The organism is Dyadobacter linearis, assembly GCF_907165045.1.
GTDB classification, from domain to species: domain Bacteria; phylum Bacteroidota; class Bacteroidia; order Cytophagales; family Spirosomataceae; genus Dyadobacter; species Dyadobacter linearis.
This window is the reverse complement of sequence record NZ_CAJRAU010000001.1, coordinates 164,320-178,198: the sequence shown is the minus strand read 5'-3', so window position 1 is coordinate 178,198 and position 13,879 is coordinate 164,320. Positions and strand designations below refer to the sequence as shown.

Genomic DNA, 13,879 nt, shown 5'->3' with positions numbered 1-13,879 from the left:
TTGTTTATGTTAATGTTGCAGCGTCCTTACTTATCCTGCCCCTCAATTCTGCGCATGATGGAATAAATATCGGTCCGCCGGTCTTTCAGGTTCCTTACACTTCCAAACTGATTCAGTTCCCGCAGCATATCAATATCGACGTCGGCGATCAGGATCATTTCTGTATTTGGTGTCGCTTCCGCTTTGATTCCATTGGTAGGAAACGAAAAGTCGCAGGGCGTAAATACCATAGACTGAGCATATTGAATATCCATATTATGGACTTTCGGCAAGTTGCCCACGCTTCCTGCAATGGCCACGTAACATTCATTTTCGATCGCCCGCGCCTGCGCACAGTTCCTTACTCGCGAATAGCCGTTTTGGGTGTCTGTCAAAAATGGCACAAAAAGGATATTCATTCCTTCGTCGGCCAGAATGCGGCTTAGTTCGGGAAATTCTACGTCGTAACAGATCAGAATACCAATTTTCCCGCAGTCGGTATTAAAGGTTTTCAGGCTGTTGCCGCCTTGCATTCCCCACACTTTGGCTTCATCGGGCGTAACGTGCAATTTTTCAAACCGTTCAACCCCGCCGTCCCTTTTGCACAGGTAGCCCACATTGTACAGACTATTTCCAACCACCTCCGGCATGCTCCCGGTAATGATGTTGATATTGTAGGAGATCGCCAGCTCAGAAAAGCGGTTGACGATCTTTTCTGTAAATTCTGCCAGCTTCCGGATCGCGTCCGGCTCTGCAAGATGATTGTAGTCCGACATCAGCGGCGCATTGAAAAACTCGGGGAACAATGCAAAATCGCACCGGTAACCCGATACTGCATCCACGAAATATTCCACCTGCTGCATCAGTTCGTCGAAATCGCTGTACAATCGCATCTGCCATTGTATCAGCCCCAGCCTGATAATCGACTTTTTAAATGCGGCCTGATCCGAGATCTTCTCATAGTAAACATTGTCCCATTCAAGCAGCACTGCGTATTCATTCGAATCTTTATCGCCTTCCAGATACCCCTGCAATATCCTCGCCGGGTGGAAATCGTTAGACAATTGAAAATTTAGAACAGGATCGTGAATATCCTTGTTTCTCACTTTTTCAATATATTCCTTTGGGGAAATTGAATGTGAATACTGGTGGTAATTCGGGATCCGGCCTCCGAATACGATCCCTTTCAGATTAAGTTTCTCGCAAAGCTCTTTCCTGTAATCATACAAGCGCCTGCCTAACCGAAGTCCGCGGTATTTGGGGCGAATGAATACATCGATCCCGTAAAGAATATCGCCTTTGTCGGTGTGGGTATTAAAACTGTAATTGCCCGTTATCGCTTTGTAAGTATGTTTGGAGTCGACCTTTTCGTAGTCTACTATAATCGATAACGCACAGCCCGCAAGCTCGTTATCAACTCTGATACCCACCTGGCCTTCATGAAAAATATTGGTCAGTGTTTTGATATGATGTTCTTTCCAATACGCATCGGGCATGCTGGAATAGGTCTCGATCATCATTTCCTTGATCTCCTGGTAGTCTTCGGGCTTCAAAAATACCAGCTCGATATTCTCAATTGTCTTGTTGTCTTTGTTTGGTTCCATGGTATTTTGCTCCGGTTTGCCTGTCTCGTTCATGTTCAGGCCGGGGACTGATTTTGTGATAGCTGGTTGATTTAAATGGTCTGTTCCTGAAAAAACAAAACCCTGCAAATCAATTTTCGCAGGGTTTGATCGATTTCAATTTCACGCAAAGGTACCAATTGTCGACGTTAATATATTATTTCTTCTGTCCGGCTTTCGCCAATCACATCATATTTTACGGCCGCCGGTGAAGCTACATGTTACCGGGTAGCTGGTTCATATTGTACCATGCTTCGGTGCTCCACAGCGTTTCGCCGTTCTGGCTTACCATTGTGTTTCGGTTCAAATGAATGTAAACCACGTGTTTGGCTTTCATTCCTGTGAGCTGCAAGGTTACTTTCCTGCGGTCTGCCGATACTTTCACCGTTTTTACAGCCAGATTTTCTTCGTCGAATTTCGGTCCGCCGTAATCGCCGGTTGGTTTAAACCACCATTGACGGATTCCGTAATCGGACGCTTTCTCGCCAACACCTTTTTTCAAAGGCTCGGTAAATTCAATCTCCAAACCGTCGGACTTGGCGCGAACAGCCAGCATTTCGAAGGCTGCTTTGTTGTTGAAAGTCAGCTTTTGCAAACCATAACCCAGCTTGCCGGTATGTCCCCAGTTTCCTGTCGAACCTACGCCGCCAATGTAAAGTGAACCATCAGGACCCCAGGCCAGGCGGTTAACACCTGCTTCCAATCCTTGGGTAAACCGGAAAACGACTCCCTGGTAGGCGCCATTCACTTTTTCGGCAAATACGCGTTTAATACCGCCGTGCGTCACATCCCCGTGGATCATCTGATTTTGGTATGGACCAACATTCAGTTTTGCAGGCTGGCTTGGCGAGTTTCCTATCTCATCCTGCGTCAGCCAAACTACCGGCGGCGCTTCTTTTTTGTTGGCAGTACCTTCAAAATCCACTGAGCGCGAGCCGTACCACGCACCTTCCTGCAAGTGAATGATCTTGTTTGCAGGTAGCCAGTCGCCCTGGTTATCGGCAATGAAAATCTCATCGTCTACGCCCAATCCGATTCCATTTGGGGTACGCAGACCTGATGCTGCGAATGTAAACGAACCGTCTTTTTTGGAGATCTTCACCACTTTCCCGCGGTCAGGGATTTGCGGTTTTGTACTTGCGCCGCCCGGGTTAATGGCCGTGGCCAACGTTCCGTAGAAGTAGCCGTCTTTGTACACCAGCCCAAATGCAAATTCGTGGAAGTTGGCAGAGACTTTCCAGCCGTTGCAGATGGTTTGATACTCGTCGATCAGCTCGTCTTTGTTCAAATCCACCAGCTTGGTCAGCTCCTGCTTTTGCATGACGTAAATTTCATCGTCGACCACTTTCAAGCCGAGCGGCTCAGCGAGTCCGTAGGCAATACGCTTTACTTTAATGTCATTTGGAGAAGCCGCTTTCCGACCGTCGACAATGTACACAGAGCCGAGCGAATCCCAGGTACTTACCACCATTCTTCCATCAGCCAGAAAATCCATTCCCCCTACTCTTGGCTGAAAGTTGTCAGGACGTGCTTGTGACAAGGTAAAGCTTGGGTGCACTGCCATCAGCGGCGACTTGTCACCTGGAATATCGGTCTTTTTTACCTCAATCGCAGCCTGCCCGGTGCGCTTGATATCCGCGCCTTTGTAGGTAAATACGGAAGGCGGTACCACTGTAAATTCCTTGCTTCCGTAAGGTCTCCATTGCAGTGAAAGTCCTTTGCCGAACGATCCCTGGTAATATTCTACTTTGAATGGATGTTTGCCTGGTTTAAGGATAATTTCAGCGTCGGTAGGTTGTAGACCGTGATTTACGCCATTGTCAGCCACGAGTTTGTTATCGATAAAAAGCTTACCGCCGTCATCGCAAACCAACCGGAAGACAATGTTAGTAGTCTTTTTGATGTTGATATAACCACTTGCATAAATCGCGAAGTTGTCTTTCAGGTCATCAAAATCTCCTTCGTCCAAATGCAATGCATTAATAGAGCCTGATTTTACAGGAAGCATTTCATCATTGATCTCAGGAACGCTGCCAATGCCGCTTGCAAACTGGTAAATGTTTACCGCGATACCAGGCTTCTCAGTAGCAGTTGCCACCTGAGTAGGATTCACCGCTTTCAATGCAACCGGGTAGGAGGGCTTCGGCATTAATTTACTTGCCGCCTGTGCTCTTTCCTTTTCTGCGTCCAGTTCCAATATGTAGGTTACCATTGTTTCGGCATCCTCTTTTTTCAGATCCGGGTGCGGCGACATTGCGATTTGTCCCCAGTTATCTGCGCCGCCTTTGATCACCTTGGTAACCAATGCATTCTTATTCTGGTCGTTGTTTTCGTAACGTTCTGCGATCGCTTTGTAGGCAGGGCCGACCGTTTTTACATCCTGGTTGTGGCAGGTATTACAGTCGCTTTTGGCAAAAAGTCCAGCCACCATATCGGCTTTGCTTTCCTTCTGAGTAGCTTCGGCCTTCGCTGGTTTTTTGGTCAGGTTAACAGAGAATGTGGTCTTACCAGTACTATTAAGCACCAGTTTTCCGTCAATGGCTTTGAAAGATTGATTGTCAACATTTTCATCCCGCTGATTGGTTACCGAAAACTTGCCATCCGTTTTGTAATCGGTGGCAGCTGTAAGTGAATTCAAATGCACATTCAGCGACAATGTAGTGCCGGCAGGTGCATTAGTTACTGTAAATGCCCGCTCGAACCCTGCTTTACCATTTCCCGCATCGAAAAACTCAGGCTTTTCTTCCACTGAAACCTTTTTGCCCTGATACTCCAGGTCGTATTTCAATGTAACCTGGTTGTTCAAAACGGTATGACCTTTGTAGCTGATTTCGGGTGTAACTTCCTCTCCGTCAGCTATAATGCGCCATGGATTTTCATCGGGTTCTTCCATGTAGGTGATTCCGGCAGAAACCGGCTGCGGGCCGTGCGCGGAGGTGTAAACCGGGCCGCCAAAGTTGATCTTACCAGCCCAGGCTTTGTACAAAGCGGCTGTTTTGGTATTGTAAGCCAGCCAGAGATTGTCGTGCAATGCAATACTCAGAACACGTGGTCTCCCGTCGAGAACCGAGCGTAGTACCCAGGCTTCCCGTGGTCGTTCTACGTCTGAAACGGACTGTTTTGTTGTAATAAAAGTACTGGCCGAGCTTAGTACCGCAAAAACTAATGCGGTACCAAGCACAGCCAGACGTGGCTTGTGAAATTTCATTTTAACTATTTAAAAGTGATTGACAACAGCTGTCAACAAGCATAATTAGTAACCAGGATTTTGCTTCAATTGTGGTGAAGAGTTCAGCACGTTTTGTCCGATTGGGAAAATGTCTGTATGGTTGTCCGTATCCGGTTTTTTGTCCCACCAGGTTCCAGTACTAAACACGCCCCAGCGAACCAGATCCGTTCTTCTTCTTCCTTCCGCCAAAAACTCACGCATCCATTCATCCAGCATTTCCTGATCCGTTAGCTGACTTCCGTCCGTTTTGTAAAGACTTGGTGAGCCCGCAGGATAGTTGCGCTTGCGAACTGCATTCAGCAATACTGCCGCGCCCGCTTTATCACCCGCTCTGTATTTACATTCAGCCAAAGAATAATAGATCTCCGCGTAACGTACCTCCGCATAAGCAGACGAAATCTTGTTCGGATCGCTGCTTGGGTAATAAGGATATTTCACCGGGTACAGACCTGAGTTATTGTCCCCATTGTTCATGTTCGATACTTTGTCAGCAATCTTGGTACCTGGTTTTGCATCCAAAAACTTACCAACCTGGTCACGCAAAAAGAGTGCGTACGGACCTTTGAAACCTCTAACCGTATCCGCTTTTCCCTGTGGATTCGTGTAGGGCAGATACCCGTACAAGAACATTCCTTCGCGGGTGCTGTTACCCAGGTTTTTGTATTTTTTCAAACGAACATCATCCTTGTACTTCTGGAATTTGATGAAAGGTTTTCCCAATGTAAAGTTGTACTCTACACTATCCACATCGCGGCCAGGTTGCATTGCGTATTTCGGATTGGCATTGCCAAAATCGGTGAAGCCAAAATAGCTTGGCGCCAGGTTGGGCAGCATCCAGAAATACATACCACCATCATATTGCCAGTGGGTTTGTGCAAAACTGCCTGGGAAACCGAAAATCGTTTCTTTCGAAGTCGGATTGGTATAATCAAATGGCGCGTCCCAGCGGCTTTCCAGGGCGTAGCTGCCATATTTTCCATCGATAATCTCCTGCGCCATTTTCGCGCAATCAGCAAAACGGTCGGTACCGGTGTACACTTTTGAATTCAGGTAAAGGCGTACCAAAAGAGATGCTGCACCGCCTTGTGTCCAGCGTCCCGTTACATTATCACCTAGCGTAGTATTGGTAGACAGCTTCGGAAGTGCATCTTTCAATTCCTGCTCGATGAATGCAAATGCTTCCTGTGGTGGCACCTGAGGACCGCCGGTAGTCTGGCCTTTTACTTTGGTAACAATCACAATGTTGCGGTAAAAATCCAGCAAACGAATGTTCAGCCAGGCCCGAAGTACTTTCAGCTCGGCGATCATACCGTCAAGCTCTTCGCGGGTCATTTCAAACTTGGTAGGGTCGGTAATGCCTTCCAGATCTTCCAGTGAGTTGGTAGCCAGCGTCACGCCGCCGTAAAGCGCATTCCACGCATCGCTTGTGAAGCCGTCCTGCGGCGTCCAGGTGTGGTAATGCACGCGCTGGAACTGCCCGCCGTCAAACCAGTCGCCCTGACGGTTGATGGTCATCATTTCATCGGAGCTATTTTCCTGCAGCATAAATGTACTGCCACCCTGGATACTCCAGTAGCTGTGTTCGAATGCCCTCAGAAAGTCGCGGATCACATCCTGGCGCGTTTGCAGGAAGTTTTCCGAAGTGATCCGGTCGTATAGTTCTTCGTCCAGGTTAGTACAGCCAGCCGTCACCGAAAGCAGCGCGCAGGCAGCAAACCTGAGTATATATTTTGAAATTCGATTCCTTTTCATTTTTTCTAAATCAGAATATTAGAATGTAAGTTGTAATCCCAGCAACAGCTGTGTGGTCGATGGGTAGTAGTTCAGCGTACCGTTGTTGTCCCCATTGGTATTTACACCCGGATACAGTCCGTTGATCTGGACCAGGTCGGGATCGCCGCCGGTGAACTTGGTGAATGTCGCCAGGTTGCGGGTTGTAGCGTAAATGCGCGCCGATTGCATGAATTTCGATTTGATCGGCTGCGTATAGCTCAGCGTGATGTTATCTATTTTCAAGAACCCGCCTGGCTCCAAAAAGTAATCCGACAAGGAAGAATACGTTGCGGTATTCGTCAGTTTCGAATATTTGCCACCGTCAATAGCTGAGGTCAGCAGGTTTGCATTTTGCTGCGCAGCAGGTGTACCCAGATAGAATGCATAGGTATTGAACAATTTATACCCAAATGCACCACGTAGGAACACGCTCAGATCCCAGTTTTTGTAAGTGAAATTGTTGGTTAAACCAGTCGTGAACTTAGGAAGTCCGTTACCGATAAATTGCTTGTCGTCGTTGTTCGCCTCATTCGCAGGCACGATTTCGCCATTTTTATTATACACCAGCAATGCCCCATCATCATTTACGCCAGCCGATTTCAATGCGTAGAAGCTACCGATCCGTCTGTCTTCCTGCAAGCGCTGCAATGTTCCCGGACTTCCCGGCGCAGGCATTCCTACGACATCAATGTAGCTCTGACCTTTGAAGAGGTTATTAGAAAACGAGACAAATTTGTTGTCATTGAATGCGCCCGTCAGCGAAACATTATAGCTGAATGCACCTTTGTTGACCACAGCTGCACTCAATTGCAATTCCACGCCCGTATTGCGCATGGTACCTACGTTCGCAAACGTCTGACCCTGGATATTTGGTGGGTTGGCTACATTATAGTTACCCAAAAGATCCTTGTTGGTACGCACATAGTAATTGGCGCTACCTGTGATTTTGCTGCTAAATAGCTCAAAGTCAACGCCTACGTTGAAGTTGGCCGACTTTTCCCAGCGCAGATTGTAGTTGGTGTTCTGGCTTGGTCCCCACACCTGGTAGGAGCTTCCGTTGTAAGGATAGTAACCGTAACCTCCGTAGGTATCCAGGGAGAGGTAATTGCCAAAATCCTGGTTACCTGTTTCACCATAATCCGCACGCAGTTTCAGCTCGTTCAGCCAGGGGATATCTTTCAAAAACCCTTCCTGAGTCAAACGCCATGCAAACGATGCTGCCGGGAAATATCCCCATTTGTTATCATAACCAAATTTGGAAGAACCTTCCCTGCGAAGACTTGCAGACAGGAAATATTTTTGGTCAAAATCGTAGTTAACACGTCCAAAAAATGCGATCAGCTTCGAGCTGTTTTTATAAGAACCCACATTGTTGATCCCTTTTTCCAGGTTCCACAATCCGGTTCCAAGTCCGTTGTATGTAAGTACATTAGAAGGGAAGTTTTCATTTGATGCATTGAATCCCGACGCAGTGAAATACTGATAAGAATAACCGGCGAGCAGTTTCACAGAATGTTTGCCCCTGTCCAAAAAGTAGTTTCCTAACCATTCAAGGCTCTTCTGGTCGTTCTCTTCCAGGCGTTGCCCTGCCGAATTCCGGCCGGTACCGTTGATTACCGGCGTAATGTTGGAAGGCGTAAAATCCATCAGACGATACGAGGAGCTTACCTCTCCGAAAGTCAGTGTCGTGTTCAGGTTTTCAAGAATGTTCAGCTTTACTGATCCATTCAAGTCCAGTGACTTGCGCTCGCGGTCGCGAACAACCATTTTCGCATTTTCGACCGGGTTATTCGCAAAAAAGCCTGAATTAATGTAGCTGTATTTGCCCGTAGAATCAAACACCGATATGGTCGGGTTGAGCGTCAATGCGTAGTTGAATGCGCTGTAATCAGCCTCACTAATCTTTGCATAACGAGGCGCTACACTGAATGTAAGTGCCAGAAGATTATTAGCCGTTGTATGATTGATATTCACCCGACCGCCGTATTCTCTTTTTCCCGAACGCAGGTCAATACCATTTGCATCACGGAAATCCACCGATGTGAAATAGTTTGTCTGCCCGCTTCCGCCTGAAAATTGCAGCGTATGCTTGTGGGAAAACGAAGGCTGGCGGCTCACTTCTTTCAGCCAGTTGGTGTTTCCTCCAAAATCAAAACCGCGCTTGTTTGCCAGGAATTCGTCTTTGGAAAGCACTGAAAGTTCGTTTGCCAGATAGTCAAATGTGGTGTAACCGTCGTAGAATAAACGTGGCTCGGCAGAGCCTTTTTTAGTGGTAATTACAATTACACCATTACTTCCGCGGGTACCATAAATAGCCGAAGCCGCACCACCTTTCAGCACGTCGATGGATTCGATCTCGTTCTGGTTGATGTTGTCAATGTTACCACCTGGGATTCCGTTTACGACAAACAATGGTCCGAGACCTGCACTGCGTGAGGATGCACCCCGAAGCTGAATATTGGGCGAGGAGTTGGGATCTGCCGTGGAGGTATTGGTCACGGTAAGTCCCGCTACCTTGCCCTGAATCGCCATCATCGGGTTGTTACCACCCACTCGCAGCAGGTCTTTGGAAGAAAGGTGCGTGATCGCGCTCGAAACTTCTCTTTTATTCAAAGATCCGTATCCGATCACGACCACTTCATTAAGGGTTTTTTGATCTTCCGCCAATGTGATCTCCACATTTGACTTGTTACTAACATCTACATCCTGAGCTACATAGCCCACGCTCGAAACCGTAATTGTTTTGGCTCCCGCGGGCAGCTGCAATGTGAATTTACCTTCCGCATCAGTGGTAGTTCCATTGCTTGTGCCTTTCTCGACAACCGAAACACCCGGCAAAGCGCCTTGTTTATCGGAAATTTTACCAGAAATTGAGGTGCCGGTCTGCGCCTGAGCTACCCCGGACATGGCCACAAGTACGCCAAAAAGCATTGCGATCGCTGTCCTTGCAGACCAGCTCTTCCGCATTCGCCATTTAGCAGCTTGCGCCATTTTGTACAAATTATTGTTCATCAAAATTGTTGTTTAAGCGGATTGTTGAGGTCCGGGCTTGTTACTATCTGATTAATTTATTGGACTTATTTTAAGTGGTGCGAATTTCCTGCTTTACAGATTAATTAAATGATCGCTGAGTCTCAATTTCAGATCAAAATGTCTCAACTATGAGATTTAGGAATTACCGATGATTTAACAGGGATATATTTATAAAAATGTTCAACTGAAAAACGCCGGCGAAGTGTCCGGATCCGTTCTATTGCCCGAGTGAAAAAGTTGCTTGTAATCTTCTGCTGCCTGTTTTACGGTCTGACTTCCCTGGGTCAGGATGCGCCGTACTATTTCAAAAACTACACAGTTTCCGACGGGCTCTCGGGTAATGCGACCACCGATATTATTCAGGATAAAAAGGGTTTCATCTGGGTCGCCAGCCGCAATGGTCTCAACCGTTTTGATGGTAATTCTTTCAAAATTTTCAGGAGTAAAGAAGAGGATTCTACCAGCCTGGGAAGTAACTCGGTGTTCTCACTTTATGAGGATGGAAATGAAAAGCTCTGGATTGGGACGCACAAAGGCGTTTACCTGTATAATCCTATTTCTGATCAATTTTCTGCTTTCAAAATGATCCCGGCAGGAGAAGTACGCCTGGTACGCGGCGACGGGGAAGGCGGGGTATGGATCATTTCGGATAATCAGCTGTACCGTTTCGACCCGAAAACAAATACGGTGACCGCACTTCCCGATGCGGCGAACACGGTTTCTGTCCATGTTTCTTCCGGCGGGAAAGTTTGGGCCTCTTTCAGTAACGGCGTGATAAGGCGGTACCATCCTGAAACGGGTAGAGTAGCCAAATTCGATCTTTCGGGCCGGGTCAATGAGATCTTTTCAAATATGCGGCTGCATTCGGCTTCTGATTCTACGCTGCTGATCGGGAATATGAAACGGATCCTGCTTTTTAATTACCAAACAAACCAGATCACTGATATTTCGGAGCAGGCGGGACAGAAACAGGATATTTATATTCATACTTTCTTTGAAAATGGTAAAAATGAATACTGGCTCGGCTCTGAATCCGGACTTTTTATTCTCGACCTGAAAAAGAAAAAAATGAAGCAGATCGTGAAAGAAAGGTATAATGCCTATTCGATCACGGACAATATCATCAATGCGATTTTCAAGGATCGCGAGGGTGGGATCTGGATCACTACACAGTTTGGCGGGGTCAATTACTATTCGTCGGAGTTCAACCGGTTTCAGAAATACTTCCCGCAGCCGGGCAACAGCATCAGCGGCAGCCTGATCCATGAAATCACAAAAGACCAGTACGGCAAGATCTGGATCGGGACCGAAGATGCGGGCCTGAACCAGCTGGATCCGCAAACGGGCACATTCAGATCGTTTCTGCCCGATGGTAAAAAAGGCAGCATTTCCTACCGCAACCTGCACGGGCTGGTAGCCGACGGTAACGAACTCTGGATCGGTACTTACGAGCACGGACTGGATGTAATGGACCTGAGAACTAACAAGGTAATCAGGCATTACAGCACCAGCATGCCCAATACATTCGGCAGTAATTTTGTAGTGACGCTTTATAAAACAAGAGCAAACGAAATTCTGGTCGGAACCTGGTCCGGATTATTTAAGTACAACCGGAAGACCGACGATTTTACACCGCTCACCTTTGTGAATACGCAGGTGCAGAGCATTCACGAGGATAGGGAAGGTACGCTCTGGGTAGCGAGCTATGGCGGCGGGATTTTTTATTTTAACCCAAAAACCGGGAAAAAAGGCAGGATCCAATACGACGCCAGCAAGAAAAACGGGCTGCCGGATAACTATATTAACAGCCTTTACCAGAGCAAAAGCGGCGATATGTGGTTTTGTACCGAGCACGGACTTTCCAGATATAGTCCGGTTACCCGAAAGTTCAAAAACTACCGCATTCAGGACGGACTGCCTGATAACCAGGTGTTTCGTGTTCTGGAAGATGATATGGGTAACTTCTGGATTTCCACTTCACGCGGCCTGGCGATGCTGGATTCGAAAGCCGGTACATTCAGGAATTACAATGAAGCAAACGGGCTGCCGAGCGAGCAGTTCAACTATAATTCTGCATTCAAAAATGACGACGGTACCTTGTTCTTCGGGACAGTGGCGGGGCTGGTCAGCTTCAAACCAGGGTCTTTTAACAAAAATACTTACGTACCACCTGTATACGTCACCGGCATTCAAGCCAACAACCAGGAGCTGCGCATTGGCGGCAAGGATTCGCCGCTGACCGAATCGCCCGTTTACACAGGTTATATCCGGCTGCCTTATGACCGGTCGAGCCTCAGTTTCGATGTGGCCGCGCTCAGTTATGTCATTCCCGAGATGAATAGCTATAAATACAAAATGGAGGGGCTTGATCAGCAGTGGTTTACATTAAGCGGGAGCAGAAAAATCTCGTTTTCAAAACTACCGCCCGGGCATTATGTGTTGAGGGTGAAGGGAGCGAACAACGACCAGGTCTGGAATGGGCGGGAGACGCGGCTGAACATTGACATTCTGCCTCCCTGGTGGGCTACTGTGTGGGCTTACCTGCTTTACGGATGCATTGTGACGGGGATTGCCGTTGTGGTTTTCCGGTACTATCACCTGGCGATGGGCGAGAAAAGCAAGCGTGAAATCGGAGCGATGGAGATTGCCAAGGAACGGGAGATCTATAATGCCAAGATCGATTTTTTTACAAACGTTGCCCATGAAATAAGGACCCCGCTAACCCTGATCAAAATGCCGCTGGATAAACTGCTGTCTGGTGAGCAGGCCAATACGGAGACATTTGAAAACCTGACTATGATCGATAAAAATGCCAATCGCCTTATAGATTTAACCAACCAGCTGCTCGATTTCCGGAAGGCTGAGGCAAATAATTTTAGTCTGAATTTTACCAAAACAGATATTAACGAGCTACTAAGCGATGTTTTCTCCACTTTCAGACCAGCAGCGGATCAAAAGAATATTGCCTATAAAATCGAGCTGCCGCGCATTGCCTTGCAGGCCTATGTCGACCAGGAGGCTTGCAAGAAAATTGTCAGTAACCTGATCAGTAATGCGATCAAATATGCGGACAGCCTGATCCGGGTGAAGCTCCTGCCGTTTAACAGTGATGACCTGCTGTTTCATATTGAATTCAGCAACGACGGATTTTTGGTAAACGAGGAAGACCGGGAGAAAATTTTTGAACCATTCTTCCGCATGGAATCCACGCAAAAGCAACAGGGAACCGGCATTGGGCTGCCGCTCGCACGCTCGCTGGCGGAGCTGCATAAAGGAAAACTCGAAATGAAGCGCCAGGATGCGCAGTTGAATACATTCCTGCTTTCGCTGCCTATTCACCAGGATTATGAAATGGACCTCAAAGGCGAGCAGGTGACGGAACAGGCGGATTATGTCAATGACGAGGAGGTTAATGAAGCTGCGGATCCCGACAGGCCGGTGATACTTTTGGTGGAGGATAATGTTGAAATCCTCAATTATTTGAGCCGGGAGCTCAGTTCGACGTACCATGTGATGCGCGCACTGGATGGTCAGCAGGCGATAGAGGTAATGCAGCGGGACAATGTGCAACTGGTGATCAGCGATATTATGATGCCGGTTATGGACGGGATCGAGCTCTGCCGCCGGGTCAAGCACGACGTGCAGTTCAGCCACATTCCGGTGATATTGCTGACGGCGAAAAACTCCATCAATTCGAAAATTGAAGGGCTGGAAGTAGGCGCGGATGCTTATATTGAAAAGCCGTTTTCTTTCGATCACCTCGCCGCCCAGATCACCAATCTGATCAACAACCGGAATATCATTAAAGAATATTTCGCCCGCTCCCCGTTGACCCACATCAAAGGAATCGCTTTTTCCACAGCAGATAAAAACTTTCTGGAAAAACTGAATGCGATCATTTCCCGGCGCATTTCGGACAGTAACCTGGATGTGGACCTGCTTTCTTCCATGATGAATATGAGCCGGCCCACTTTGTACCGGAAGATCAAAGGAATCTCAGATATGACGCCCAACGAACTGATCAACCTGTCACGCCTGAAACGTGCGGCCGAGCTGCTGGCCGAGAACAAGTACAAGATCAATGAAGTGGCCGATATGGTAGGGTACAGCGTGCCTACCAACTTTTCGCGGGATTTCCAGAAGCAGTTTGGAATGAGTCCTTCCAGTTATATCTCAAAGCTCAGGGAAGAAGGGTGAGGAGCCCTGTTTATTTCGGTTTGCTGCCCGGTAGGTTCAGCAGCTT

At 47.6% G+C, this 13,879-nt stretch carries 5 protein-coding genes; 1 reads left to right on the top strand and 4 read right to left on the bottom strand.

The window, feature by feature from the left end:
* Positions 1-26: 26 nt before the first annotated feature.
* The 4 genes from KOD92_RS00670 to KOD92_RS00655 form a co-directional block, all read right to left on the bottom strand.
* Entirely contained in the window at positions 27-1,583 is a 1,557-nt protein-coding gene (locus tag KOD92_RS00670; protein WP_215231594.1) for a carbon-nitrogen hydrolase family protein, read from the bottom strand.
* A 232-nt stretch (positions 1,584-1,815) separates the two neighbouring features.
* A complete protein-coding gene (locus KOD92_RS00665) occupies positions 1,816-4,809 on the bottom strand; it encodes a PA14 domain-containing protein (RefSeq protein WP_215231593.1) in 2,994 nt (997 codons plus the stop codon).
* 45 nt (positions 4,810-4,854) lie between these two features.
* The gene (locus tag KOD92_RS00660) at positions 4,855-6,582 is read right to left on the bottom strand and encodes a RagB/SusD family nutrient uptake outer membrane protein (RefSeq protein ID WP_215231592.1); all 1,728 of its coding nucleotides are present in this window, start codon (positions 6,580-6,582) and stop codon (positions 4,855-4,857) included.
* Positions 6,583-6,600: 18 nt separating this feature from the next.
* The gene (locus KOD92_RS00655; protein ID WP_229254469.1) at positions 6,601-9,615 is read right to left on the bottom strand and encodes a SusC/RagA family TonB-linked outer membrane protein; all 3,015 of its coding nucleotides are present in this window, start codon (positions 9,613-9,615) and stop codon (positions 6,601-6,603) included.
* A gap of 249 nt (positions 9,616-9,864) precedes the next feature.
* On the opposite strand from KOD92_RS00655, the gene KOD92_RS00650 reads away from it, so the two are divergent.
* Positions 9,865-13,833 (top strand): hybrid sensor histidine kinase/response regulator transcription factor, encoded by a 3,969-nt coding sequence (locus tag KOD92_RS00650; RefSeq protein WP_229254468.1) that lies wholly within the window; start codon positions 9,865-9,867, stop codon positions 13,831-13,833.
* The last annotated feature ends 46 nt before the right edge of the window (positions 13,834-13,879 follow it).

Excerpts from the sequence above, each read along its gene's own strand:
- KOD92_RS00665 (WP_215231593.1), bottom strand. The coding sequence starts at position 4,809 with ATGAAATTTCACAAGCCACGTCTGGCTGTGCTTGGTACCGCATTAGTT.
- KOD92_RS00655 (WP_229254469.1), bottom strand. The coding sequence starts at position 9,615 with ATGAACAATAATTTGTACAAAATGGCGCAAGCTGCTAAATGGCGAATG.
- KOD92_RS00660 (WP_215231592.1), bottom strand. The coding sequence starts at position 6,582 with ATGAAAAGGAATCGAATTTCAAAATATATACTCAGGTTTGCTGCCTGC.
- KOD92_RS00670 (WP_215231594.1), bottom strand. The coding sequence starts at position 1,583 with ATGGAACCAAACAAAGACAACAAGACAATTGAGAATATCGAGCTGGTA.